Source organism: Nonomuraea sp. NPDC002799 (genome assembly GCF_053592075.1).
Map to the genome: position 1 here is coordinate 60,443 of NZ_JBSFVA010000022.1, position 26,305 is coordinate 86,747.

Annotated in this window: 18 protein-coding genes and 1 pseudogene; 13 read left to right on the forward strand and 6 right to left on the reverse strand. The window is 72.0% G+C overall.

Annotated features, from left to right (window positions below; all coding sequences use genetic code 11):
- The first annotated feature begins 12 nt into the window (after positions 1–12).
- The 7 genes from ACWD0F_RS32930 to ACWD0F_RS32960 are packed head-to-tail and all read left to right on the forward strand — an operon-like array spanning position 13 to position 11,871.
- Positions 13–1,107 (forward strand): isochorismate synthase, encoded by a 1,095-nt coding sequence (locus ACWD0F_RS32930; protein WP_449882494.1) that lies wholly within the window; start codon positions 13–15, stop codon positions 1,105–1,107.
- Entirely contained in the window at positions 1,094–2,599 is a 1,506-nt protein-coding gene (locus ACWD0F_RS32935; protein ID WP_449882497.1) for a (2,3-dihydroxybenzoyl)adenylate synthase, read from the forward strand. Before ACWD0F_RS32930 ends, ACWD0F_RS32935 begins: the two co-directional genes overlap by 14 nt.
- A gap of 1 nt (position 2,600) precedes the next feature.
- A complete protein-coding gene (locus ACWD0F_RS32940) occupies positions 2,601–3,248 on the forward strand; it encodes an isochorismatase family protein (protein ID WP_449882500.1) in 648 nt (215 codons plus the stop codon).
- Positions 3,241–3,501: a phosphopantetheine-binding protein gene (locus ACWD0F_RS32945; RefSeq protein ID WP_449882503.1), complete on the forward strand. Its 261-nt coding sequence runs from the start codon at positions 3,241–3,243 to the stop codon at positions 3,499–3,501. Before ACWD0F_RS32940 ends, ACWD0F_RS32945 begins: the two co-directional genes overlap by 8 nt.
- A complete protein-coding gene (locus ACWD0F_RS32950) occupies positions 3,498–10,364 on the forward strand; it encodes an amino acid adenylation domain-containing protein (protein ID WP_449882506.1) in 6,867 nt (2,288 codons plus the stop codon). The genes ACWD0F_RS32945 and ACWD0F_RS32950 overlap by 4 nt, the downstream gene beginning before the upstream one ends.
- The gene (locus ACWD0F_RS32955; RefSeq protein WP_449882508.1) at positions 10,361–10,555 is read left to right on the forward strand and encodes an MbtH family protein; all 195 of its coding nucleotides are present in this window, start codon (positions 10,361–10,363) and stop codon (positions 10,553–10,555) included. Before ACWD0F_RS32950 ends, ACWD0F_RS32955 begins: the two co-directional genes overlap by 4 nt.
- A complete protein-coding gene (locus ACWD0F_RS32960; protein WP_449882510.1) occupies positions 10,552–11,871 on the forward strand; it encodes an MFS transporter in 1,320 nt (439 codons plus the stop codon). Before ACWD0F_RS32955 ends, ACWD0F_RS32960 begins: the two co-directional genes overlap by 4 nt.
- 45 nt (positions 11,872–11,916) lie before the next feature.
- On the opposite strand, the gene ACWD0F_RS32965 is transcribed toward ACWD0F_RS32960, so the two are convergent.
- Genes ACWD0F_RS32965 through ACWD0F_RS32975 form a run of 3 tightly spaced genes read right to left on the reverse strand, consistent with a single transcriptional unit; the run spans position 11,917 to position 16,184 of the window.
- A complete protein-coding gene (locus ACWD0F_RS32965) occupies positions 11,917–13,029 on the reverse strand; it encodes an amidohydrolase (RefSeq protein WP_449882513.1) in 1,113 nt (370 codons plus the stop codon).
- Positions 13,026–14,123: an enterochelin esterase gene (gene fes, locus ACWD0F_RS32970; RefSeq protein WP_449882516.1), complete on the reverse strand. Its 1,098-nt coding sequence runs from the start codon at positions 14,121–14,123 to the stop codon at positions 13,026–13,028. The genes ACWD0F_RS32965 and fes overlap by 4 nt, the downstream gene beginning before the upstream one ends.
- The gene (locus ACWD0F_RS32975; RefSeq protein WP_449882518.1) at positions 14,124–16,184 is read right to left on the reverse strand and encodes an iron ABC transporter permease; all 2,061 of its coding nucleotides are present in this window, start codon (positions 16,182–16,184) and stop codon (positions 14,124–14,126) included.
- Between the two features lie 55 nt (positions 16,185–16,239).
- Between ACWD0F_RS32975 and ACWD0F_RS32980 the strand changes: the two genes are divergently transcribed.
- Positions 16,240–17,214 (forward strand): ABC transporter substrate-binding protein, encoded by a 975-nt coding sequence (locus ACWD0F_RS32980; protein WP_449882520.1) that lies wholly within the window; start codon positions 16,240–16,242, stop codon positions 17,212–17,214.
- 484 nt (positions 17,215–17,698) lie between these two features.
- Here the strand turns inward: ACWD0F_RS32980 and ACWD0F_RS32985 are convergent, their stop codons facing one another.
- A complete protein-coding gene (locus ACWD0F_RS32985; RefSeq protein ID WP_449882523.1) occupies positions 17,699–18,106 on the reverse strand; it encodes a winged helix-turn-helix transcriptional regulator in 408 nt (135 codons plus the stop codon).
- A gap of 101 nt (positions 18,107–18,207) precedes the next feature.
- Between ACWD0F_RS32985 and ACWD0F_RS32990 the strand changes: the two genes are divergently transcribed.
- Positions 18,208–18,573 (forward strand): DoxX family protein, encoded by a 366-nt coding sequence (locus ACWD0F_RS32990; RefSeq protein ID WP_449882526.1) that lies wholly within the window; start codon positions 18,208–18,210, stop codon positions 18,571–18,573.
- 116 nt (positions 18,574–18,689) lie between these two features.
- On the opposite strand, the gene ACWD0F_RS32995 is transcribed toward ACWD0F_RS32990, so the two are convergent.
- Positions 18,690–18,944: a hexameric tyrosine-coordinated heme protein gene (locus ACWD0F_RS32995; RefSeq protein WP_449882529.1), complete on the reverse strand. Its 255-nt coding sequence runs from the start codon at positions 18,942–18,944 to the stop codon at positions 18,690–18,692.
- 230 nt (positions 18,945–19,174) lie between these two features.
- Between ACWD0F_RS32995 and ACWD0F_RS33000 the strand changes: the two are divergent.
- The 3 genes and pseudogenes from ACWD0F_RS33000 (at position 19,175) to ACWD0F_RS33010 (ending at position 23,927) form a co-directional block, all read left to right on the forward strand.
- A pseudogene (locus tag ACWD0F_RS33000) lies at positions 19,175–20,001 on the forward strand (Tn3 family transposase).
- A gap of 11 nt (positions 20,002–20,012) precedes the next feature.
- Positions 20,013–20,405 carry a hypothetical protein gene (locus tag ACWD0F_RS33005; protein WP_449882531.1) on the forward strand — a complete coding sequence of 131 codons (393 nt, stop codon included), beginning with the start codon at positions 20,013–20,015 and terminating at the stop codon, positions 20,403–20,405.
- A gap of 408 nt (positions 20,406–20,813) precedes the next feature.
- The gene (locus ACWD0F_RS33010; protein ID WP_449882534.1) at positions 20,814–23,927 is read left to right on the forward strand and encodes a Tn3 family transposase; all 3,114 of its coding nucleotides are present in this window, start codon (positions 20,814–20,816) and stop codon (positions 23,925–23,927) included.
- A 178-nt stretch (positions 23,928–24,105) separates the two neighbouring features.
- Here the strand turns inward: ACWD0F_RS33010 and ACWD0F_RS33015 are convergent, their stop codons facing one another.
- The gene (locus tag ACWD0F_RS33015) at positions 24,106–24,744 is read right to left on the reverse strand and encodes a TetR/AcrR family transcriptional regulator (RefSeq protein WP_449882536.1); all 639 of its coding nucleotides are present in this window, start codon (positions 24,742–24,744) and stop codon (positions 24,106–24,108) included.
- A gap of 142 nt (positions 24,745–24,886) precedes the next feature.
- Between ACWD0F_RS33015 and ACWD0F_RS33020 the strand changes: the two genes are divergently transcribed.
- Entirely contained in the window at positions 24,887–26,302 is a 1,416-nt protein-coding gene (locus ACWD0F_RS33020; protein ID WP_449882537.1) for a DHA2 family efflux MFS transporter permease subunit, read from the forward strand.
- Positions 26,303–26,305: the final 3 nt, after the last annotated feature.

Consider the following 26,305-nt stretch of genomic DNA (forward strand, 5'->3'; position numbering starts at 1 on the left):
GATTGGATTTACATGCATCTCCTGAGAACCGTGGCGGATCCGCTGGCGGGTTACGACCGCGCGGACTCGGTGCTGTTCGCCTCCGCCCGCGGCACGTTGCTCACCCGCGGGGTGCGCGGCGTCGCGGGCGGCGACCTGGCCACACTGGCCGCAAGGGTGGACGGCCCGGCCGCGGGGGCCATCGGCTTCGACGGCACGGCGCACCTGATCCTGCCCGAGTCCGAGACCTGGTCGCCCCCGATCCCGCCGGGTGAGACGGTCGTGCGCAGCGGCGGCTGGTGGAGCAGGCGGGTGCCGTCGCCGGCCGACTACGTCGCGGCGGTGCGGCGGGTCCTGGAGGAGCTGGACGCCGGCCGCCTGGACAAGGTGGTGCTGGCCAGAACCGTCGAGCTGCGCTCCGACGAGCCCGTGGACCTGCCCGGGCTGCTGCGGCCGCTGCTCGGGCACGGCTACTCCTTCGCCGCCCCGCTGCCCGGCGGGCGGACGCTCACCGGCGCCAGCCCCGAGCTGCTGGTGTCCCGCCGCGGGCGGGAGGTGATCAGCAACCCGCTCGCCGGGTCCGCCGCCCGCTCCGCCGACCCGGCCGAGGACCGGCGCCGGGCCGCCGCCCTGGCCGCCTCGGCCAAGGACCTGCACGAGCACCGGCTGGTGGTGGCGGACGTGGCCGACGCGCTGCGGCCCTACTGCGCGGGCCTGGAGGTGCCGGGCAGGCCGGAGCTCACCTCCACCGAGACGATGTGGCATCTGTCCACCCGGATCAGCGGCACGCTGCGCGACCCGGACACCTCCGCGCTGACGCTCGCCGCCGCGCTGCACCCGACGCCCGCCGTGTGCGGGACGCCGCGCGCCGGCGCCCGGCGGATGATCGAGACGCTGGAGCCGTTCGACCGCGGCTTCTACGCCGGGCTGGTCGGCTGGACCGACGCCACCGGCGACGGCGAATGGGCGGTGGCGATCCGCTGCGCCGAGGTGGCCGAGCACACGCTCAAGCTGTACGCGGGCGCCGGGATCGTCACCGGCTCCGACCCGGACGCCGAGCTCGCCGAGACCTCCGCCAAGTTCCGCACCATGCTGCGCGCCCTGGGAGTGTCGGATGCACTGGTCTGAGGAGGAGGCCGCCCGCTACCGGGCGGCCGGCTACTGGCGCGGCCAGACGTTCGGGCGGATGTTACGCGAGCTGGCGCAGGCGTACGGCCCCCGCCCCGCCCTGATCTCCCCGCAGGCCCGCTGGACGTTCGGCGACCTGGACGTGCGGGCCGACCGCCTGGCCGCCGGGCTGCGCGCGCACGGCATCGGCCCCGGCGACCGCGTCGTGGTGCAACTGCCGAACGTGCCCGAGTTCCACCAGGTCTGCTTCGCGCTGTTCCGGCTCGGCGCCTGGCCGGTGTTCGCGCTGCCCGCGCACCGCTCGGCCGAGATCTCCTCCTTCTGCGCGTTCACCGAGGCCGCCGCCTACATCTGCCCCGGCGACGACCACCGCGCCTTCGCCCCGGACACGCCCGCGTTCGTGCTCGGGGAGCTGCCGGAGGCCGCCCCGGCCGAGCTGCCGGACCCCGGCCCGGGCGAGGTGGCGTTCCTGCAGCTCTCGGGCGGCAGCACCGGCCTGCCCAAGCTGATCCCGCGCACCCACGACGACTACCTCTACAGCTTCCGCGCCAGCGCCGAGATCTGCGGGCTGAGCCCGGACAGCGTCTTCCTGTGCGCGCTGCCCGCCGCGCACAACTTCCCGATGAGCTCGCCTGGCGTGTTCGGCGCGCTGAGCGCCGGCGCCGCGTCCGTGCTGGCGCCCGACCCCAGCCCCGGCACCTGCTTCCCGCTCGTCGAAGCCGAGCGTGTCACCATCGCCGCGCTGGTCCCGCCGCTCGCCCTGCTCTGGCTGGAGGCGGCCGCCGCCACCGGGCACGACCTGTCGAGCCTGGAGGTGCTGCAGGTCGGCGGCGCCAAGTTCAGCCAGGAGGCGGCCAAGCGGGTGCGCCCCGAGCTGGGCTGCACGCTCCAGCAGGTGTTCGGCATGGCCGAAGGGCTGGTCAACTACACCCGGCTGGACGACGACGAGGAGACGATCGTCTCCACCCAGGGCCGCCCCATCTCGCCCGACGACGAGATCCGCATCCTCGACGACGACGGACGCGACAGCGACAGCGGCCACCTGCTGACGCGCGGCCCGTACACGATCCGCGGCTACTGGAAGGCCGACGAGCACAACAGGACCGCCTTCACCGAGGACGGCTTCTACCGCACCGGCGACATCGTCCGGCGCACCCCCGACGGCTACCTGGTCGTCGAGGGCCGCGCCAAGGACCAGATCAACCGGGGCGGCGAGAAGATCGCCGGTGAGGAGGTCGAGAATCACCTGCTGGCCCATCCGGCCGTCCACGACGCCAGCGTCGTCGCCGTGCCGGACCCCTACCTCGGCGAACGCGCCTGCGCCTACGTGATCTGCTCCGGCGAACCGCCCGCGAAGGCCGAGTTGCGGGCCTTCCTGCGCGAGCGCGGCATCGCCGTCTTCAAGATCCCTGACCGTTTCGAGTTCGTCGACGCCTTCCCGCAGACCGCGGTCGGCAAGGTCAGCAAGCGCCACCTCCGCGAAAGGACATGACATGCCGATCCCCGAGATCAAGCCGTACCCGATGCCGGCCGAGCCGCCCGCCAACCGCGTCGACTGGCGTCCCGACCCGCGCCGCGCCGTCCTGCTCGTCCACGACATGCAGAACTACTTCCTGCGCGCCTACACCCCCGGCCAGTCGCCGCTGGTCGAGCTGATGGCCAACGTCGCGGCGCTGCGCGAGCTCTGCGCCCGCCTCGGCGTGCCCGTCGTCTACTCCGCCCAGCCCGGCGCCCAGAGCGCCGAGCAGCGCGGCCTGCTCCTCGACTTCTGGGGTGACGGCATCGGCGCCGACCCGTACGAGGCCCAGATCACCGACGCGCTCGCGCCCGGCGCGGACGACGTGCTGCTCACCAAGTGGCGCTACAGCGCCTACCAGCGCACCGGGCTGGCCGAGCTGATGGCGGAGCAGGGCCGCGACCAGATCGTCATCTGCGGCGTGTACGCCCACATCGGCGTGCTCATGACGGCCTGCGAGGCGTTCATGCGCGACACGCAGGCGTTCGTGGTGGCCGACGCCGTGGCCGACTTCTCCCGCGAGCACCACGACATGGCCCTGACGTACGCGGCCGAGCGGTGCGCCGTCACCACCACGACCACGCGCCTCAGCCGCGCGCTGTCCCGGGCGGTGGCCGGTGTCTGAGACCGCGGAGCGGCTCCGCGCCGAGATCGCCGGCCTGCTCTTCGTCGAGCCCGGCGAGCTCGGCCTCGACGACGACCTCGTGGACGCGGGACTCGACTCCATCCGGGTGATGACGCTCATCGAGCGCTGGAACCGCGCGGGCGTCAAGGTCGCCTTCCCCGACCTGGTGGAGAAGCCCACCATCGCGGCCTGGGCCGATCTGGTGGCGGGCAAGACCGGTGCGAACGACGGAGAGGAGGAACGGACGGCGTGACGCCTCCGAAGACCCTGTCGCCGATCCTGCCGTCCACCATGCCCCTCACGGGCGCGCAGGCCGGGATCTGGTTCGCCCAGCGCCTGGACCCCGGCAACCCCGTCTACAACGCGGCCGACCGCATCGACATCCGCGGCCGCCTCGACCGGGCCGTGTTCGAGCGGGCGCTGGAGCGCTGCCTGGCCGAGGCCGAGCCGCTGCGCCTGCGCTTCACCGAGGAGCCCGCCCAGTATCTGCGCGAGTACGACTCGTTGCGCGGCAGCCTCACCGTGCTCGACCTGCGGGCCGAGCCCGACCCGGAGGCCGCGGCCGGCGCCTGGATGCGCTCGGACCAGAGCACGCCGGTCGACGTCGTCACCGGCCACCTGTCCCGGCACGCGCTGCTGCGCCTGGCCGACGACCACCACGTGTGGTACCTGCGCGCCCACCACATCCTCATCGACGCCTACGCCCTGTCGATGCTGGTCGAGCGGATGGCCGACATCTACACCGCGCTGGCCGAGGGCCTGACGCCCGGCGCGGGGCCGTTCGGGTCGATGGCGCCGGTGCTCGCCGACGAGGACGCCTACCGGGCCTCGGAACGGCACGCCCGCGACCGGGCGTACTGGCTGGGCCGGCTCGGCGGCGCGCCGGAGCCGGCCGGGCTGGCCGGCCCGGCCGCCATGACGGCCCGCGAGGTCGTCCGGCGGCGCGCGCCGCTGCCGGCCACGGGACACTGGGACGCGCTCGCCCGCGAAGCCCGCGCGACCTGGGCCGACGTGGCCGCCGCCGGGCTGGCCTGCTACCTGGGCCGCCTCACCGGCAGCACGGACGTGCTGATCGGCCTGCCGCTGATGAACCGCTCCGGCGCCGCCCTGCGCGTGCCCTGCCTGACGGTCAACGTGCTGCCGGTCCGGCTCGACGTGCGCCCCGGCCGCACGCTCGGCGACCTCGTCGGCGACGCCGCCCGCCGGATCGCCGAGGCCCGCCGCCATGGCCGCTACCGGATCGAGGACCTGCGTCGCGACCTGGGGCTGGCCGGGTCGTCGCGGGCGTTGTTCGGGCCGCTGCTCAACATCAAGCCGTTCGGCTCCGAGGTGAAGTTCGGCAGCGCGGGCGGGGCCGTCACCAACCTGGCCGCCGGGCCGGTCGACGACCTCGCCGTGGCGCTGCTCCTGGACGGCGACCGGCTCACCCTCGAACTCGACGGCAACGCCGCCCTGTACACGGAGGAGACGCTGGCCGGGCACGCGGGCCGGCTCGCCCGCTTCCTCGCCTCACTGGCCCACGTCCCCCCGGACACGCCCCTGGGCCGGCTGTCCCTGCTCACCCGGAAGGACCGCGCCGCCCTCGGCCTGCTTCCCGCCGGCGCGGGAGACGGCCCGGCCGCCCAGGCTCCCGTCATGGTGCCCGCCGCGCGGCCGCCCGCCGACGCGGCCGCCCAGGCCGGTGGGCCTCCGCCCGGGGTGGTGGAGGCGCTCCTCCGGCAGGTGCGCCTGACGCCCGGTGAGACGGCGCTCGTCTGTGACGGTGAGCCGCTGACGTACGAGCGGCTCGGGGCGCGGGTCGACCGCCTGGCCCGGCATCTCGCCGGGCAGGGGGCCGGGCCCGGGCAGATCGTCGCCGTGGCCCTGCCCCGTTCGGCCGAGCTGGTGGTGGCGCTGCTGGCCGTCCTGCGCAGCGGCGCCGCGTTCCTGCCGATCGACCCCGCCTACCCCGCCGACCGGCGCGACCTCATGCTGTCCGACGCCCACCCGGCGATCGTCGTCGCGCCGGATCAGCGGCCGGTCGCCGATGGTGTGGTGGGCGTGCTGCCCCTGCCCCGGCCCGGTGACGCCGCCTACGTCATCTACACCTCCGGATCCACCGGCCGTCCCAAGGGCGTGGTGGGCACGCATCTCGGGCTGGCCGCGCTGCTGGCCGGGCACCGCGAGCGGCTCTTCCCCGCCGGGGAGCGGTTGCGGGTCGCGCACACCGCGTCGTTCTCGTTCGACGCCTCGCTGGACCCGCTGCTCTGGATGATCGGCGGCCATGAGCTGCACCTGCTCGGCGACGACGTCTACCGCGACCCCGAGGCGCTGACCGCCTACGTCCGCGAGCACGGCATCGACTACCTCGACCTGACCCCGTCCCACCTGAAGGAGCTGCCCGAGCTGCTGGCCGACCCGCCGCGCGTCGTCGTCGTCGGCGGCGAGGCCGTGCCGGAGCCGCTGTGGCGGACCCTGCGGGAGCGGGCCCTGGCCGTCAACCACTACGGCCCCACCGAGGCCACCGTCGATGCCTACACCTGGCTCGGCGACGGCTCGGAAGGACCCACCGCCGGCAGCGGCGCGCACGTGCTCGACGACGCGCTGCACCCCGTGCCGCCCGGCGCCACGGGGGAGCTGTACCTGTCCGGCGACGGGCTGGCGCGCGGCTACCTCGGCCGCCCCGACCTGACCGCCGAACGTTTCGTGGCCGCCCCCGGCGGCGGGCGCCTGTACCGTACGGGCGACCGCGCCCGCTGGGCCGCCGCCGGCCGGCTGGAGCTGCTGGGCCGGGCCGACGACCAGGTGAAGGTGCGCGGGGTGCGGATCGAGCCGGCCGAGATCGAGGCCGTGCTCGAAGGGCATCCGGGCGTGGCCGCCGCCGCGGTGACGGCGCACGGCGACCGCCTCATCGCCTACGCGGTGCCCACCGCAGCCGCGCCCACCGGTGAGACGCCCGCCAACGACACACCCGCTGGTGAGACGCCCGACCTGCGGGCGTACGCGCAGGCGCGGTTGCCTGCCGGGATGACGCCCGCCACGATCGTCTGGCTGGAGTCGCTGCCCCGCACCCCCAACGGCAAGCTCGACCGCGCCGCGCTGCCGGCCCCGCGCGCCACGGCCGCGGCCACGGCGGGCCGCCCGGCGGCCAACGGCGCCGAGCAGGCCATGTGCGCGCTGTTCTGCGAGGTGTTGTCACTCCAGGCAGCCGGTCCCGAGGACTCCTTCTTCGACCTCGGCGGCCACTCCCTCCTGGCGGCCCGGCTCACGGTCAGGGTGCGGGAGACGTTCGAGCAGCGGCTGCCCATCACCGCGGTCTTCGAGTCGCCCACCCCCGCCGAGCTCGTCACCCGGCTCGGCGCCACCGCCGCGCCCCGGCCGCGCCTGGGCACGCGCAGCCGCCCGGACTCCGTGCCGCTGTCGTCGGCCCAGGCCCGGCTCTGGTTCCTGTACCGGATCGAGGGCCCCAGCCCGACGTACAACATCCCGCTCGCGCTCCGCCTGACCGGCCCGCTCGACCGGGACGCGCTGCGGGCGGCGCTCGACGACGTCGTCGAGCGGCACGAGATCCTGCGCACGATCTTCCCCGAGCGGGACGGCGTGCCCCGCCAGCGCATCCTGGAGCGGGTGCGGGTGCGGCTGCCCGTGTGGCAGCCCGACGACGAGTGCCAGGCTCTGGCGACGATCGCGGGCCGCGGCTTCGACCTGGTCACCGAGCCGCCGTTCCGCGCCCACCTGCTGCGGCTCGGTCCCGGCGAGCACGTGCTGGCGCTGGTGCTGCACCACATCGCGGGCGACGGCTGGTCGGCCAGGCCGCTCGTCAGGGACATCCTGACGGCTTATGAGGCCCGCAAGGCGGGCGCGGCGCCGGCGTTCGCGCCGCTGCCCGTGCAGTACGCCGACTACACGTTGTGGCGGCGCGACCTGCCCGCCACCGGCCTGGCCCACTGGCGCGAGGCCCTCGCGGGCCTGCCGGACCGGCTGGAGCTGCCCTTCGACCGGCCGCGCCCGGCCGTGCCGAGCGGCGCCGGCGGAACGGTGCCCGTCACCCTGCCGCCCCCGCTCATGCGGGCCGCCGAGGCGCTCGCCCGCCGCACCCGGGCCAGCGTGTTCATGGTGCTGCACGCCGCGCTGGCGGCGCTGCTCACCCGGCTCGGCGCCGGCACCGACATCCCGATCGGCACCCCGGTCGCGGGCCGCGACGACAGCGCGCTGGACGAGGCCGTCGGCTTCTTCGTCAACACGCTCGTCCTGCGCGCCGACACCTCGGGCGACCCGACCTTCGCCGAGTTGCTCGGCCGGGTCAGGCAGGCCGACCTGGCCGCGTTCGACCACGCCGAGCTGCCCTTCGACCGGCTCGTGGAGGCCCTGAACCCGGCCAGGGCGCGCAACCGGCACCCCCTGTTCCAGGTCATGCTGGTCTACCAGGACACCCCCGATCCCGACGGCGTGCGCGTGGTGCACACGGGCACGGCCAAGTTCGACCTGACGCTCAACCTGGGCCCGGCCGGCGCGGGTTTCCTCGAATACAGCGAGGACCTGTTCGACCGGGGGACCGCCCGGGGCTTCGTCCAGCGGCTGACCCGGCTGCTCGGTCAGGCCGTGGCCGAGCCCGGCACGCCGATCGGCCTGCTCGACCTCCTGGACGCGGCCGAGCGCCGCACCCTCATCGAGGACTGGAACGGCGACCTGGTCAGCGAGCCGGGAGCGACGCTGCCCGGCCTGTTCGAGGCGCAGGTCCGCAGCGCCCCGGACGCCGTCGCCGTCGGCGAGCTGACCTACGCCCAGGTGAACGCGCGCGCCAACCGGCTGGCGCACAAGCTCGCCGCCCACGGCGCCCGCCCCGGCGCCATCGTGGCCCTGTCGCTGCCCCGGACCCCCGACCTGGTCGTGGCGCTGCTCGCGGTGCTCAAGACCGGGGCGGCCTACCTGCCGCTGGACCCGTCCTATCCGGCCGAGCGCGTCGGCTACATGCTCGCCGACGCCGGTCCGGTCTGCGTGGTGGACCCGGGCTGGCTGGACGACCTCGGCGACCGGCCGGCGCACGACCTGGAGCGTGACCTGCGGCCCGGCGACGCCGCGTACGTGATCTACACCTCGGGCTCCACCGGCCGTCCCAAGGGCGTGCTGGTCACCCATCACAACGTGGTGCGGCTGATGTCGGCCACCGACCACTGGTTCGGCTTCGGGCCCGGCGACGTGTGGACGCTCTTCCACTCCTACGCCTTCGACTTCTCGGTGTGGGAGTTGTGGGGCGCGCTGCTGTACGGCGGCCGGCTGGTCGTGGTGCCGTACGAGGTGAGCAGGTCGCCGCGCGACTTCCTGGCCCTGCTGGCCCGCGAGCGCGTCACCGTGCTCAACCAGACGCCGTCGGCGTTCCACCAGCTCGTCGCCGCCGACGACGGGCGCGAGCTGGCCCTGCGCTACGTGATCTTCGGCGGCGAGGCGCTGGAGCCGGCCAGGCTGGCCGGCTGGCGTCCGGAGGGGCCGACGCTGGTGAACATGTACGGGATCACCGAGACGACCGTGCACGTCACCCACCAGGTGCTGACGCCCGGCGCGTGGCAGGGCAGCCCCATCGGCCGCGGCCTGCCCGACCTGCGCGTCTACGTGCTGGACGACGCCCTGCGGCCGGTGCCCCCCGGCGTGGCCGGCGAGATGTACGTGGCGGGCGACGGCCTGGCCCGCGGCTACCTCGGCCGTCCGGGGCTGACGTCCGAGCGGTTCGTCGCCAACCCCTTCGGGCCGCCGGGATCGCGGATGTACCGCTCCGGCGACCTGGCACGGTGGTCGCCGGACGGCACCCTCGACTACCTGGGCCGCGCCGACCAGCAGGTCAAGGTGCGCGGCTTCCGCATCGAGCCCGGCGAGATCGAGGCGGCCCTGCTGGGGCATCCGGCGGTCGCGCAGGCCGCGGTCGTCGTCCGCGAGGACCGGCCCGGCGACCAGCGCCTGACCGGCTACGTCGTGACGGCGGGGGAGACCGGGGACCTGCGGGCGTTCGCCGGCCGGTTCCTGCCCGGCTACATGGTCCCCGCCGCGATCGTCGAGGTGCCCGCGCTGCCGCTGACCGTGAACGGCAAGCTCGACCGCGCCGCCCTGCCCGCGCCCGAGGCGGCCGCCGTCGGCGGCCGGCTGCCGGACGGGCCGGGGGAGGCGACCATGTGCGCGCTGTTCGCGGAGGTGCTCGGCCTGCCCCGGGTGGGAGTGGACGACGGGTTCTTCGAGCTCGGCGGCCACTCGCTGCTCGCGGTCCGGCTGGTCGCGCGGATCAAGGAGGTGCTCGGCGTCGAGGTGTCCGTCGGCGCGCTGTTCGAGGCGCCGACCGCCGCCGGGCTGGCCGCGCTGGCCGAGGGCGGGGCGCGGATGGACCCGCTCAAGGTGCTGCTGCCGCTGCGTGCGGCCGGGGCGCGGGCGCCGCTGTTCTGCGTGCATCCGGCGGGCGGGCTGAGCTGGTGCTACAGCGGTCTGATCCGGTACGTGCCGGACCGGCCCATCTACGGGCTGCAGGCGCGCCGGGACCGGCTGCCGGTCTCGCTGCGCAGGCTGGCCGCCGACTACGTGGCCCAGCTCCGGCTGGTGCGGCCGCACGGGCCGTACCATCTGCTCGGCTGGTCCACCGGCGGCATCATCGCGCAGGAGATGGCCGTGCAGCTGCGTCAGGCGGGGCAGGAGGTGGCGCTGCTGGCCGTCCTGGACGCCTACCCGGCCGAGGGCATGCGCGACCTGCCGCCGTCCGACGAGGCTGAGGCGCTGGAGGCGCTGCTCACGATGGGCGGCTTCGCGCCGGACGCCGCGCCGACGCTGGAGCGCGTGATCGACATCCTGCGGCGGGAGGCCAGCCCGCTGGCCGGGCTGCCGGTCGGGACGCTCACCGAGCTGAAGGACCTCTACCTGAACACCAACCGTCTCGTCCGCGCCCACGACACCCGCGTCCACGACGGCGACGTGCTGTTCTTCCGCGCCACCGTGGACACCGTCGACGAGGGGCTGACCGCCGCCACCTGGCGGCCGCACCTCGCGGGCGCGATCGAGAGCCACGACGTGGCCTGCAGCCATAAGGACATGACCCAGCCGGGACCGATCGCCGAGATCGGCGCGATCGTCGCGGCCCGACTTCAGGAGCTGAACGCGTGAACCCCTTCGACGACCCGGACGGCGAGTTCCTCGTCCTGGCCAACGACGAGGACCAGCACTCCATCTGGCCGCAGTTCGCCGCCGTGCCCGACGGCTGGTCGGTGCGGTTCGGGCCCGACGGCAGGGCGGCCTGCCTGGCCTACGTGGCCGGACACTGGACGGACCTGCGCCCGCGCGGCCTGCGCCGGTGAGGGCGGCCCTCCTCGCCGTCTACGTCACGGCCATGTGCATGAACGGCCTGGACGCGACGATCGTCAACCCCGCGCTGTTCGCCATCGCCGCCGACCTCGGCGTGGCGCCGATGGCGAGCAACGCGGTGGAGTCGGCGTTCCTGGCCAGCCTCGCGGTCGCGATGCCGGTGGCCGGCTGGTTGTGCGACCGTTACGGCGCGCCGCGGGTGTTCCTGGGGGCGCTGGCGGTGTTCACCGTGGCGTCCGGGCTGTGCGCGCTGGCCTGGGACCTGGGCTCGCTGGTGGGATTCCGGGTGCTGCAGGGCGCCGGCGGCGGGATCCTGACGCCGGCCGGCCTGGCCATGTTGTTCGGCGCGTACCCGCCGGAGGAGCGCATGCGCCTGTCGCGCTACATCGTGGTGCCGACGGCGCTGGCGCCCGCGCTGGGGCCGGTGCTCGGCGGGGTGCTGGCCGACGCGCTGTCGTGGCGGTGGGCGTTCCTCGTCAACCTGCCGTTCGGCGTCGCGGCGCTGGTGGTGGGCGCGGCGGTCCTGTGGCGGGCCCCGGCGCCCCGCGCCGGCGGGCGGCTGGACGTGCGCGGGCTGGTGCTGGCCGGCGCCGGGTTCGGCCTGCTCATGTACGGCCTGGGCGACGGCCCGCCGGGACCGGTCGCGTGGGGCGCGCTGCTGGCCGGGGCCCTGCTGGTGGGGGCGCTGGTCAGGTCGGCCCGCACGACCGAGTTCCCGCTGCTCGACCTGGGTCTGCTGGCCGACCGCGCGTTCCTGCGGGGTGCGGTCACCGCGGGGTTGTCGGCGGCGGGGCTGCTGGGCATGTTGTTCGCGTTCCCGCTCATGTATCAGGACCTGCTGGGGGCGTCGGCGGCGGACGCCGGGCTGGTGATCTTCCCCGAGGCGCTGGGGCTGATGGTGGCGGGGTTCGTCGTGGACCGGAGTTGCGCGCGGTGGGGGGAGGGGCGGGTGGTCGCCGCCGGGCTGCTCGGCGGCGGGGTGCTGTTCGCGCTGCTCGCCCTGGCCGAGCCTGGTCCGTGGGCGCTGCGGGCGGTGATGTTCTGCGTGGGCCTGGTGCTCGGGCAGGCGGTGACGGCGGTGCAGGTGACGGCGTTCGCGACGGTCGGGCCGGCGGTGATGGGGCGGGCGATGACGTTGTTCCAGTCGCTGCGCATGATCGGTGGCGGGCTGGGGGTGGGGGTGTGCGCGGTGGCGGCCTCGTCGGCGGGGTACCGGGTGGCGCTGCTGGCGGCGGCGGCGTTCCTGCTGGCGGCGTTCCTGGCCGCGACGATGATCACCGTCCGCGTGGCTAATAAATCTACAATGTAAAGGCGTTCGGCTTGGAAAATAACATGTCGTACTGATTCACACCCCTCAGCGAGGGGACAAGTCAGCCGCCGTCCACGCCAGCATGATCGCGGCGTCGAGCAGGGCGCGGTCGGCGGCGGGCGAGACGGCGGCCGCCGCGAAGGCGGGATCGTGCGGGACCGCGTCCCCGGAGCCGATGTCGAGCATGGGGTGGATGGCCGGGATCACGTGCGAGACGTTGGCCATGTCGGTCATCGCGAACGGCTCCTTCTCCACCGGCCGGGGGCGGCCGAGGGCGGCGGCGTTGGCGGCGTACCAGGTGGCCAGCGCGGCGTCGTCGCGGAAGTCGAGGTAGTCGGGCTCGGGGCGGGTCAGCCGCAGCTCGCAGCCCGTCGCCAGGGCGGCGCCCCGGAAGCAGTCCGCCACCCGGGCGCGCAGTCCGCCGAGGTCCTCGGCGGCGGCGGCGCGCAGTTCATAGGAGGCGGTGGATCGGGCGGGGATGACGTTGGGGGCCTCGCCGGCGGAGGTGACGACGCCGTGCACGTGGTGGTCGCGGGGCAGGTGCTGGCGGAGCAGGCCGATGGCGACCTGGGCGAGCGTCATGGCGTCGGCGGCGTTGCGGCCCTCGTGAGGGGCGAGGGTGGCGTGCGCGGGGCGGCCCAGGTATTCGACGTCGGCGGTGCCGAGGGCGAAGGAGCGGAATCTGACGGTTTCGAAGGGTCCTGGGTGCACCATCATCGCGGCGTCCACGCCGTCGAACGTGCCGGCTTCGAGCAGGAGCGCCTTGCCGCCGCCGCGTTCTTCGGCGGGGGTGCCGATGACTTTGACGGTCAGGCCGAGGTCGTCGGCGAAGGGGGCGAGGGCGAGGCCGGCTCCGGTGGCGGCGGCGGCGATGATGTTGTGGCCGCAGGCGTGGCCGAGGCCGGGCAGGGCGTCGTACTCGGCGCAGAGTGCGACGGTGACGGGTCCGGTGCCGTAGGAGGCGGTGAAGGCGGTGGGCAGTCCGCCGGCGGCGGTCGTGACGTCGAATCCGGCGGCGTCGAGCACGGCGGCGGTCCAGGTGGAGGCGCGGTGCTCTTCGAAGGCGGTCTCAGGGTGGGCGTGGATGAGGTGGCTGAGGCCGATGAGGGCGCCGGAGTGGGTGTGGACGCGTTCGCGGATGGCGTTCTTGGGGTTCACGGCCGGGCCGCCGCGAGGGTGGCGAGGCCGTCGCCGAGGCCGCCGAGCCAGCAGGCGGGGTCGTGGCCGCCGTTGTACTCGGCGTAGCTCACGTCGTATCCCTGGGTGGTGAGGGTGTCGGCGAAGCGGCGGTTCTCGGCGAGGAGCATCCATTCGAGGGTGCCGGCTTCGATGTGGAAGCGGACGGGGCGGCGGGGGGTGCGGGCGTATTGGCGGGTGAGCCATTCGGGGTCGTCGTCATGCCACCAGTAGGAGCCGGATTGGGATAGGACGTTGCCGAAGCGTTCGGGGGCGAGGAAGGCGGCGTAGGAGGCGGTGAGGCCGCCGAAGCTCTGGCCGGCGATGGTGGTGCGGCCGGGGTCGGCGGTGATCTGCCATGCGTGTTCGGCCCAGGGCAGGAGGTCGTCGGTGAGGTGGCGGACGAAGGGTTCGTGGCAGGCCATCTCGCGCAGGCGGGTGGGGCGGTCGACGGAGTCGGGCAGGAGGACGACGGTGGGGGGGATGCGGCCGTCGGCGATGAGGTTGTCCATGGTGGTGGTGATGCGGCCGGCCCAGACTTCGCCGTCGAGGAGGACCAGGGCGGGGTGGGGTCCGGTGGCGGTGCCGGGTGGGGTGTAGACCCAGACGCGGCGGCCGGCGGCGCGGGTTTCGAGGAGGCGTCCTTGGGGGGTGCCGGGGCGGCGTTCCCGGTAGGGCTGTGGTGGTGCTTGGGGGAGTTCGAGCAGGGAGGAGGGGTGGCGGTCGGGGGGGCCGGGGACGGTGGCGGGGTTGCGGGGGTCGGGGAGGGCGGTGCGCATGACGTGCAGCCAGGAGTCGCGGTCGGTGCCGGGGAGTTCGGCGCAGGGCAGGATCTGGTAGCTGGCGCGGAGGTCGGCGTCGAGTTCGTAGGTGCGGTGGAGCAGGTCGGTGCCGGGCAGGCGGGTCATGAGGTGGCCGGTGATGTCGCCGGCGTGGCGGTCGCGGTCGGTGACGGTGTTGATGAGGACGAGGGCTTGTTCGGTGGGTGAGGTGGGGCGCCACAGGAAGGTGACTTTGCAGGTGCCGGGTGTGGCGGCGGGTTCGATGAGGGGGGTGGCGGGGGGGTGGGGTGTCATTCATGACCTCCGGTCTGCGAGCAGGGTCCACAGCAGGAAGGGGCCGCCGAGGATGCTGGTGATGACGCCGGCGGGGATTTCGGCGCCGTCGGCGAGGACGCGTCCGAGGGTGTCGGCGATCACGACGAGGGCGGCGCCGGTGAGGGGTGCGCCGATGAGGGGGAGCCGGGCGGGTCCGGCGAGCCGGGTGGCGATGATGGGGGCGGCGAGGGCGACGAAGGCGATGGGTCCTGCGATGCCGACGGCGAGCCCGGCGAGGATGACGGCGAGGGTGAGCAGGAGCAGCCGGGTGGTGCGGGGGTTGACGCCGAGTGCGGTGGTGACGTCCTCGTCGAAGCGGAGCACGGCGGTGCGGCGGGCGAGGGCGAGGGCGGCGGGCAGCAGGATGAGGAGGCCGGTGGCGACGGGGAGGGCGACGTCGTAGCCGCGTCCGGTGAGGCTGCCGACGCTCCAGGCGTGGATGGCGGTGGCGGAGCTGAGTCCTTGCCAGGCGAGCAGGGCTTGGGTGAGTGCGCCGGCGAGGGTGGTGAGGGCGAGTCCGGTGACGATGAAGCGGTAGCCCTGCCGGCCGATGCCGCCGGAGACGGCGAAGACGGCGAGGATGGCGGCGAGGGCGCCGAGGGGGCCGATCCACCAGTGGGCGAAGAGGGTGCCGGCGGCGGAGAGCAGTCCGGCGATCATGATGGCGATGACGGCGCCCTGGTTGACGCCGAGCAGGTCGGGGGTGGCGAGCCGGTTGCGGGCGAGTGCCTGGGTGAGGCAGCCGGACAGTCCGAGTGCGGCGCCGGCGACGAGTCCGGCGACGATGCGGGGGAGCCGGATGTCCTGGATGAGGAGGAGGTGGCCGCCGGTTCCGGTGCCGGTGAGGGCTTGGACGGCTTGGGTGGCGGTCATGGTGGATTGTCCGGCGGTGACGGCGGCGATGGTGGCGGCGGCGGTCAGGGCGATGAGGAGGGTGGCGGCGAGGCAGGAGCGTACGGGGATGAGGAAGGACAGGGGGCCGAGGCGGAGGGGGAGGGTGCCGGGGATGGTCAGGCGGCTGCGGCGGGCGCTGGTGGTGTGGGGGATGAGGTCGCGGGCTCCGGCGGCGACGGTGCGGGAGCGGGCGACGATGATGAGGACGGGGGCGCCGAGGATGGCGATGAGCAGGGCGACGGGTGCTTCGTAGGGGCGGATGACGACGCGGGCGAGCACGTCGGCGCCGAGCAGGACGATGGCGCCGGCCATGCCGGACAGGGCGATCTGCGGTCCGATGCGGCCGGCGGCGGTGGTTCTGGCGAGGTATCCGGCGAGGAGCCCGAGGAAGCCGATGGGGCCGGCGACGGCGACGGCGGCGGCGCTGAGGAGGGTGACGGCGATGGTGACCCAGGCTCTGGTGCGGGCGGGGCGGTGGCCGAGGGCGACGGCGAGGTCGTCGCCGAGGGTGAGGGCGGCCAGGGGGCGGGCGGCGATGGCGGCCATGGCGAGTCCGGCGGCGATGGCGGGGGCGATGGACAGGACGCGGTCGAGGGGGATGCCGGCGAGGGAGCCGAGGACCCAGTAGCGGTACTGGTCGAAGGTCACGGGGTCGGCGACGAGGACGGCGGTGGTGATGCCGGTGAGGGTGGCGGAGAGTGCGGCGCCGGCCAGGACGAGTTTGAGGGGTGACATGCGGGCGCCGATGAGGAGGACGGCGCCGGTGGTCAGGAGGGCGCCGCCGAGTGCCCAGGTCAGGTAGGCGCCGCCGGTCTGGGCGCCGGTGGTGGCGATGCCGGTGACGACGCCGAGGGCGGCGCCGGCGTTGACGCCGAGCAGGCCGGTCTCGGCGAGGGGGTTGCGGGTGACGGACTGCAGGAGGAGGCCGGAGACGCCGAGGGCGGCGCCGACGATGAGGCCGGCGAGGGTGCGGGGGAGGCGGAGGGTGGTGACGACCATCCGCAGGTGGGTGTCGGTGTCCGTGCCGAGCAGGTGGGCGATGACCTGGCCGGGGGTGACGCGGCCCGCGCCGGTGAGGATGGAGGCCGCGCATAGGGCTAAGAGGGCGGCGGTTCCCAGACCGAAGGCGCGGGCTTGCGTAAACATAAGGTAAGGCTAACCTAAAAAAGGCAAGCCTTCCCTATCTCTTCATGGAGCTCGTATGGCACCCCTCAGCAGGGCCGGCGGACTGCTCGTCGCCGCCGTCGCCGTTCTGACCGCCGTGGCGTGCGGCGCGTCGTCCACGCCCGCGGGCCCGGCCGGCACGACCGCCGCCTCCGCCGGTACGTCCGCCGCCGCGGCCGTCCGGGAGGTGAAGGACGCCACCGGCACCCTGATCAAGGTGCCGGCCGACCCGAAACGGGTGGTCACCCTGACCCAGGAGGACCTGGACGCCGTCCTCGCGCTCGGCCTGCGGCCGGTGGGCATCACCAACGGCCAGGGCATCGACACCCCGCCCGCTTACCTGGCGGACAAGGTCCAGGGCATCCCCATCGTCGGCAACCTGCTGCAGCCGGTCATCGACAAGGTCGTGGAGGTGCAGCCGGACCTGATCCTGGCCGGTGACCTCCAGGACCAGCAGGTCCTCGACCAGCTCCGCAAGATCACGCCGGCCACGGTCGTGACGATGGCGCCGACCGACGACTGGAAGTTGTCGTTCATGGGGGTCGGCAACACGCTCAACAAGCTCGACGCGGCCAAGAAGGTGCTGGCCGGCTACGACGCGCGGATCGCCGAGGCCAAGGGCAAGATCAAGCCGGCCGAGGTGAGCATCGTGCGGTGGAACCCGCAGGGGCCGAGCTGGATGGAGAAGCGGCAGTTCGCCGGTTTCGTCGCCACCGACCTCGGACTCACCAGGCCGGCCGCGCAGGACAAGGACGGCACCGCGCACTCCATGCCGCTCAGCCTGGAGGCGTTGTCGGACATCGACGGGGACTGGCTGTTCGTCTCCACGCTGACGGCGGACGGGCAGAAGACCCTGGACGAGGTGCAGCGGACTCCGGCGTTCAAGGAGCTGAAGGCGGTCAAGAGCGATCACGTGGTGTCGGTGAACGGCTCGGTCTGGAGTACGCGTGGCGCGCCGCTGGCGGCGGACATCGTCATCGGCGACCTGGTCAAGGCACTGACGGAGAGCTGAACGGGATCATCGGCGGTCGAGCCGCGGCGCACGCGGCTCGACCGCGAGCCGCTGCCCCGCACCGTTCGTTGCGCTGGGCGCTCGCGCGCTTCGGACGTGGCGCTCCGATCGAACCCGCCTGCGTTGTCCGGCGCCGGCCCGTCGGCGTCGGTGCCGGCCGCCGCGAGCACGCACATCGTCCATGCGTTGTCCGTGCGTTGTCCGGCACTGGTCGCAGGGAGTGCCGGACAACTCCCGCCGACACTACAACCGGGTAGTAACACAGGCAGGCCGTCGGCGATCATCTGCGGGGCCACGGGGCCACGGGGCCACGGGGCCACGGGGGCACATCGCAGGAGCGGCTCAGCGTCCCTCATGGGAGGACTCCAGGGACCGCGCCAAGCCCCTGCCGCGGCAGCGTCACCGCCGCCACTTACGGGAGGAAAGACATGCATTCACGACAATCAAGGCGGCAGACGGGGTTCGCCGGGGGGCGGGCATCGGGTCATGGGTTCCGCATCTGGTAGGACGCTCGGCTGGCCTCGATGTGCGGGACGTGCTCGATGGCCCAGCCGGCGAGGGCCAGAGCGGGTGGGATGAGGCTCCTTCCGGTGGGGGTCAGCGCGTATTCGACCCGGGGCGGGACCTCGGCGTGCGCCGTCCGGGAGACCAGGCCGTCGCGTTCGAGGTTGCGCAGCGTCAGGGTCAGCATGCGCTGGGAGATCCCGGGGATCTGGTGGTGCAGGTCGGTGAAGCGCAGGATGCGCTGGTCGAGGGTGGCCACGATGAGCAACGTCCACTTGTTGCAGATGTGGTCGAGGATGGCGCGGATCGTCTGTCCGCCGTCTCCGCGGATCATGCAGGTGTGCTCGTACTCCGACATGACAGCCCCCTGTGCGTAACGCACATGCATGTGCCTTTTGTAAGGCTTTCGATAGTGACGCATCATGAGGCTACTTACGACTGGTAACCATCGTGGCCGGGCGCCACGTCAGCGGCTTCGAGGTGTGCTTGATGGAAGTTTCCTACTGGATCGTCGCGGCGCTCCTGGCCGTCTTCTACCTCTACGCCGGAGGCAAGAAGGTCGCCCAGAGCAAGGAGCGGCTCCAGCCGATGATGGGCTGGGTCGACACCGTTCCCATGCCGTTCGTCCGCTCGATCGGGGTGCTGGAAGTGCTCGGCGCGGCCGGCCTGATCGGACCGCCGCTGACCGGGATCGCGCCCTGGCTCGCGATCGCCGCGGCGATCGGCCTCGTCCTGATTCAGGTCGGCGGCATCGCGGTCCATCTGAGCCGCGGCGAGGCCCGGCTGATCGGGCTCAACATCGCCCTCCTGGCGGCCGCCGCGGCCGCCGCCTGGCTCGGCACCGTCTGGCTGTGAATCCGCCCGGCAGGGGGGTGCCCGGCCGGGCGGGAAGATCACCGACGGCTCCCATCCCCGCTGCGGAGCCCGTGTGCCGGTCGGCTGCTCCGCCGCCTGCCGGGCGGCACGCCGGCTCAGCGCCAGTAGTCGTTGGCGGCCGCGATGGTCGCGAACTCCAGCGCCACGATCTGGGTCGCCTCCATCAGTCCTGTGGTGTCGGTGGAGTAATGCGGCCGTCCTGCCTGGAGGATGTCCAGATCCGGCTGGATGGTGTGCACGGTGTTGCGGATCATCGCGATCGCCAGCGCCCGCCCCTCCTCGGGCGAGGCGGTCTTGAGCGTGCCTCCGGGGACCAGGATCAGTGCTTCATCGGGTACGCGGGTCATCATGCCTGCTCTCTCGGTGGGTGTCTTTGGACGGTGAGGTCACTTCGCGGGGTCGCTCGGAACGGTCCGCCCGCCAGGGCGATGGGAGACTGACGCGACGGCTCCCATCCCCGTGCCGGTCGGCTGCTCGTCGCGGCTGCGGTAGACCACATAGGGCCGAATCAGATACTCGTCCTACGCCGTACACACCGTTGACCGGGCAGCCCGGGCCAGGCGTGACAGGAAGCCGGGTGATGTGCGTCTCATCGGGGTCAATTCCGCCGGGAAGGTGGAGACGCACTCGCTCGAACGTCCTGCCGGTCGCCAAGCAGAGCGAACCGGCCAACCTGAAGAAGCTCAAGCGGGAGATCTCCCGCTGCTGGGGCGTGATCGACCTGCTGGACCTGCTGGACCTGCTCAAGAACGTCGACCACAAGACCGGCTTCACCACCGAGTTCTCCTCGGTCGCCTCGCGGACCATCACCGACGCCGACGCGCTGCGCCGCAGGCTGCTGTTATGCGTCTATGGGCTGGGCACCAACGTCGGGATCAAGTGGGTCGCCGACGGCGTAGCCACGGCCAGCGCCGCGCAGGACGCGGCGGGGAACGCGGCGGACAACGCCGACAGCGAGGCGGCGCTGCGCCGCACGCGGCGGCTGTTCATCAACCGCGACAACCTGCGTTCGGCGATCCGCACCGTGGTCAACAAGACGTTGGCGGCCCGGGTTGTGGAGTTGTGGGGGCCGGGCACCTCGTGCGCGTCCGACTCGCGCAAGTTCGGATCCTGGTCGGCGAACATGATGACCGAGTGGCACCAACGCTACGGAGGTGCCGGAATCATGGTGTATTGGCATGTAGGCGAAAATCAGTCTGCATCTACAGCCAGGTCACCAGCACGTCCGCCTCCGAGGTCGCCTCGATGATCGAGGGCCTGCTGCGGCATCTGACCTCGGCCGAGATCGATCGCCAGTACACAGATACCCATGGAGCTTCGATTACGTGGACACTCTCAAGCAGCGATGCGCTCGCGAGGCAAGCGAGCCAGAGATGGGCTCTGTCCTCGCGGCGGCCTGATCGATAAGGTGTTCGACCATGGGTGTCCTGGTCGACTACTTCACGGCGGACTCAGATGAGTCGGCCGAGCAGGCTCTGTCCGGCGGGCCTGCGCATGCGAACCTGCCGTATGTCGACTGCAAGGGCTGGATCGACGAACTCGGCGACCTGGTGGCCGAGCTCAGCGGACGCGACATCAGCGAGGTCGGCGACAGCGAGGTCGTCGTGGACGACAGCGAGGTGTCGGGCGTGGACCGGGTGATGCCGGAGACGGTCGCCGCGCTCGCCGCCATAGAAGATGCGCGGGTGCGTGAGTATGCCGAGGACGAGCTGCTCAACGAGTACGAGATCGAACGCATCACCGCCTTGCGGGATCTGGCCCACCAGGCGGTGCGGCTCAGTCGCGGGATGTATCGCTGGATGTGTGCCTGAACGCGGTGAACAGCTCTTCGCGGAGGGCGGGCGGCAGCTTGTGGCTCAGTCCCGCCGGGCTCACCAGAGCCTGGTCGTCAGTCCATGCGCGAGCCGTGCCGGCAAGGAACTCCAGCGCAAAACGGGCCTCCTGACGATGCTTGTCATCCGGCCAGCTGTCGACCAGCGCCCGCACCGCACCCGCCCGCTCGGTGATCCGGTCGAGGAGCGCGTAGCCGGGCAGGCCTGGTAAGCACTGAGCCCGCAGATCGATGTGGCGGAAGGGGGTCCTGGGACTATTCGGCCGAGAATTAGCGCTAACAACTGAGCTGCAGGTCATCTGGGGTGTCGGGGCGATAGTCGGGTAGTCGGTCTCAGTTTGGGCGTACTGCTGGGTAGTGGTGGTTTGTTCGCCTATGGTGACGGACCGTGCCGCATGAGTACTTGTCTGACGAGCAGGTGGGCCGGTACGGCCGGTTCGTGGTGGACCCGACGCCGGAGGAGCTGGAGAAGTTCTTCTTCCTGGATGGCAAGGCGCTGGAGCTGGCGAGGGAGAAGCGTCGGCTGCATAACCGGCTGGGTTGGTCGATCCAATGGGGCACGGTGCGGATGCTGGGCACGTTCCTGACCGACTCCGGCCCGGACTCCGTGCCGGAGGTGGTGGTTCGGTATGTGGCCGAGCAGCTGGGGATCGAGGACTGGTCGTCGGTGAAGCTGTACGGGGACCGGCAGCAGACCCCGTACGAGCACGCGTGGCAGATCCGGGACTCGCTCGAGTACCGGGAGTTCGCCGACATCGAGGCCGAGATAGCCGACTTCATCGCCTCCCGGGTCCGCAAGACCCGCGACTCGCGGCGGGAGCTGTTCGACCGGGCGGTGCTGTGGCTGATCGAGAACCGGGTGCTGCTGCCGGGCATCACGACGCTGTCGCGGCTGGTCACCGAGATACGGCGGATCGAGCTGTCAGCGATCAACAAGGTGTTGACCGAGGCGGCGCCGGTGCATATGCGGCGGGAGCTGGTGGGCGCGCTGGCCGTGCCGGACGGCAAAAAGGTGTCGACGCTTGAGTGGATGCGTACCGCGGTGACCAGGCTGTCGGGGACGGGCATGTCGGACGCTTTGGACCGGGCGGCCTACGTGCTGGGGCTCGGGACGGGCGCGGTGGACTGTTCGGCGGTGGCGCCGGTGAAGCTGGCCGAGTTGGCCCGGCGCGGGATGACGGCCAAGGCCCCGAAGATCAAGGCGCTGGAGGCCAACCGGCGGGTCGCCACGTTGCTGGCGACGGTGCGGGAACTGGAGGGCATCTCGGTCGACGACGCGCTGCTGTTGTTCGACTTGCTGATGTCGACGGTGCTGCTGTCGCGGGCCAGCCGGGCCGGGGACAAGGAGAAGCTGAAGAACCTGCCCCGGCTGCGGATCGCCGCTGCCCGGCTGGCAGCCGCGTGGACGATCGTGATGGACACCCCGCAGACCCAGGCCGAGGACGACGGCGGGGAGAAGGTGACCACGGCGGCGGAGGTGCTGGACCATGTCGAGCAGGTGGTGACCCGTGAGCAGTTGGCGGCCGCCGTCGAGACGGTGCTGGAGCTGATGCCGCTGCCTTCCACCGAGGACGACGGTGATCTGGAGTGGCGGGTGGAACTCCTCGACCGGTACGGCACCGTGCGGGGATTTGTGGACATGCTCGCCTCGGTGATTCCGTGGGGGTGTACGGCGGCCGGCTCCCAGATCGTCGCCGCTCTGAAGGCGTTGCCGAAGCTGATGGCGGCACGCAAGCCCGGCACCGAGCACATCAAGGGGTTCGAGGATTTGGTGACTGGGTCGTGGCGGCGGCTGGTGTTTGGCAATCCGAAGCTGGATCCGCCGCTGATCGATCGGCCCGCCTACACCTTCTGCATCCTGGAGGCATTGCACGGGGCGTTGCGGCGGCGGGATGTGTACGCGGTCGGCGCGGACAAGTGGGGTAACCCGCGGGCCGCTCTGATTGAGGAGCGGCTGTGGGTGCGTGAGCGCGCCACGGTACTGACCGCGCTTGGCCTGGACGCCGATCCCACCGCTCACCTGCGGGAGCTGGCCGGGGTCCTGGATGATGCCTACAAGCAGGTCGCGGCCGGGCTGGCAGCCAACCCGTCGGTGAGCGTCAAGGGTGGCAAGCTGCAGATGTCGCGGCTGGAGGCCGCCCCTGAACCGGAGGGGTTCGCCGCGGTGCACGATGCCGTGGCCGGGATGCTGCCGCGTATCGACTATCCCGAGCTGCTGCTGGAGGTACACGGCCAGACCGGCATGTTCGACGGGTTCGAGCACATCTCCGGCTCGCACGTGCGCCGCGAGGACCTGGACATCACCCTGGCCGCGCTCACCGTGGCGAGATCCTGCAACGTCGGCTTGGTGCCGGTGACCAAGGCTGGGGTGGCGGCGTTGACCCAGCACCGGCTGATCGGGGTGGAGAAGGGCTACTTCTACGGCGAGGGCATTGCCGCGGCCTCGGCGCGGCTGGTCGACTCCCAGGCCCGCATCGATATCACCGCCGACTGGGGCGGCGGGCTGGTCGCCTCCGCCGACGGGATGCGCTTCGTGGTGCCGGTCCGGTCGCTGTACGCTCGGCCGTCGCCGCTCTACTTCGGCCGTGGCAAACGCCCAAGGGGCGCGACCTGGCTGAACGTCGTCTCGGACAAGGTGATGGGCCTGGGTGGGCTGGTGGTGCCCGGCACGCTGCGCGACTCGCTGTTCATCCTGGACGCCATCCACCGGCTGGACGCCACCGAACAGCCGGAGATCATCATCACCGACACTGGCTCCTACTCCGACATCGTGTACGGCATGTTCGCGGTCTGCGGGTACCAGTTCGCGCCGAGGCATGCCGACATCTCCGATACCCAGCTGTGGTGGATCGACACCGCCATGCTGGAGAGCACCCTCACCAAGGGCACCAAGCAGACCAACGGGTGGGGCGACTTCAACACCCTGGGCCTGCGGCGGGTATCGCTACCGGCCATTCTCTCCCAGTGGGATGACATGGTGCGGGTCGCCGGGTCACTGTCCACCAACCAGGTCCGCGCCCATGACCTGATCCGCATGATGACCGCCGACGGCCGCCTCACCGGCCTGGGCAACGCCTTCGCCCACTACGGCCGCATCTTCAAGACGCTTCATCTGCTGCAGGTCCTCCACGTGGAGGAGTACCGCAGGATGATCGGTGCCCAGCTCAACATCGGCGAGTCCCGCCACTTCCTGGCCCGCCGCGTGTTCTTCGGCAACCTCGGCCGCCTGATCAAAGGGTACGCGCGCGGGATGGAGGACCAGGTGGGCGCGCTGGGCCTCGGGCTCAACGCGATCACGTGGTGGAACTCGCTGTACATTGACGCGGCGGTGAAGAAGCTGGAGGCCGGCGGGCTGGGCATCAGCCCCGCGATCCGCGCCCGCTTGAGCCCTCTGTTGTTCGAGCACATCAACTTCCATGGGTTCTACCCGTTCAACCGTCCTGACCTGGGCGGAAGGCTCCGCGAGCTGCGCGACCCAAAAGCCGCACACGAAGAGGAGTGACCCGCGAGAGGCGAGGTACGCGAGGGCCTGGGCGAGATGGCCTCTCCCGTCGAGCTGGGCGAGCTCGAACGGCTCGGCGGCACCGAGCTGCTGCGGCTGGAGATGACCCATTGGCTGCTGGGTGCCTCGCCCATGCAGGTGCTGATGGCCGGAGCGGCGGAGGGACACAGTGCTTTCGTCAGATTGGTTGGTAGATCCGGAGGAAGGCGCGTACGCCGCTGGTCACCAGGTCGTCGATGTCGGGGTCGGTGAGGGGCAGGACGCCGAAGAACGAGAGGCTCTGCGGCGGGTTGCAGACTAGCGCGGTGAGGTGGCGAGTGGCTTCGTCGAGGTCTGGGATGTCGAGGAGCCCCTGGTCGGCGATCCGGCCGAGATGTTCGGTGAGCACGCGGCGGCTCTGGTCGGGGCCGGCGCCGCGCCAGGCGTCGATCAGATGAGGAAAGTGCGTGGCCTCGGCGATGACGAGCCGGAGCAGGGCAGCGTGCTCGGGGAAGAGCACGGTCGAGCGGACCCAATCCCGGCCGAAGGCGGTCAGGTCACCTTCCAGGTCGGTGATGGTCCCGAGATGCTGTTGGGTGATCTGGACGAAGCGGGTGATGACCGGGGCGATGGTCTGTTCCATTACCGATAGGAATAGTTGCTCCTTGTCGGTGTAGTGGTTGTAGACGGTCCGTTTCGATACCCCGGCCGTGGCCGCGATGATGTCGACGCTGGCCCGGGTGAAGCCCTCGCGCAGAAAAATCTCTTGGGCGGCGCGGATGATGGCGTGGCGTTTTTCGGCCAGCAGACCGCGGGCGCCGAGCGCTTGCTGTGTCATGAATGGCTCCCTGTTGGGTTCGGCGACTAGGTGCACTGACTAGTTTACACGAGTACTCTGCACGGTATAGTTTACACGCCATGACGATTTTGCACCTGCTTCAGGCATCATCTGATGGACTTCCGAACCGGCAGGCCGAGCGATGACACCGGCGATTCACGATCCGGCCACGCCTGCGACGGCTACGCCCGGCCGACTGGATCCCGCACTGCTCAAGCTCGCGGGCATCGTGGTGGCGGGCGCGCTGGCGTCGTTGCTGGACACCACGATCCTCAGCGTCGCGATCAACGGCCTCGGCCACCAGTTCGGCGCCTCCTTGGCGGCGGTGCAGTGGGTGGCCACCGCTTACCTGCTGGCGATGGCGATGGCGATCCCGCTCACCGGCTGGTCAGTGGAACGGCTCGGTGCCAAGACGATGTGGATGTGGGCCCTGGCGGTCTTCGTCGTCGCGTCGGTGTTGTGCGGTCTGGCCTGGTCGATCGAGAGCCTGATCGTTTTCCGTGTGATGCAGGGCCTGGCCGGTGGGATGATCTTGCCGCTGGCACAGACGATCCTGGCCCAGGCCGCCGGGCCGTCCCGATTCGGCCGCGTCATGGCCCTGGTGGCGATCCCGGGGCAGCTCGCGCCGATCATCGGTCCCATTCTGGGCGGTGCGCTCATCGACGGGGTCGGCTGGCGGTGGGTGTTCTACGTCAACGTGCCGGTGGTCGCTCTGGCCTTGCTGCTCGCGTGGCGTGGCATGCCGCCTGGACGCCCGGTCGGCCGGCCCCCGCTGGATGTCACCGGGCTGGCGCTGCTGTCACCGGGCCTGGCGGCATTGATGTACGGGCTGTCGCAGGTCGGCCAGGGCATCGGCAACGCCGCGGCGATCACGAGCCTGGTCATCGGTATGGCCCTGGTCGCGGCGTTCACCTGGCACGCGCTGCGGGCAAGGATTGCTCCCCTCCTCGATATCCGGCTCTTCCGCATCCGGTCGTACACGCTCGTTGCGATCCTGACGTTCCTGTCCGGGGCTTCGATCTTCGGGCCGATGTTCCTGCTGCCCCTGTATTACCAGCGGGTCCACGGCTTGTCGGCCGTCGAGACCGGCCTGATGCTTTCCCCGCAAGGGCTGGGCACCGCCCTTGCACTGATGATCGCGGGACGGCTCAACGACCGCATCGGCGCCCGCCCGGTGGTCCTGGCCGGCCTGGCCGTGACCGTCGCCGCGACGATTCCCTTCACAATGTCCGGCACCGGCGATCTGGTGCAAATCATCACCCTGCTGGTACGGGGGATGGGGCTGGGCGCCGCGGGGATTGCCATAATGGCCGGCGCCTACCAAGGGCTGCGCCACGATCAGATCCCCGGCGCGACCGGCCTGACCAGCGTCATCCAGCGCATCGGCGGCTCGTTCGGCACCGCGATGCTGGCCGTCATCCTGCAACGCGCCAGTACCGGGGCCACCACACCTGGCGCGATGGAAAGCGTGTTCGGTGACACCTTCTGGTGGACCGTCGGCTTCGCTCTCATCGCCCTTATCCCGGCCTGGCTACTGCCCCGCACAACCACCATGTGACCC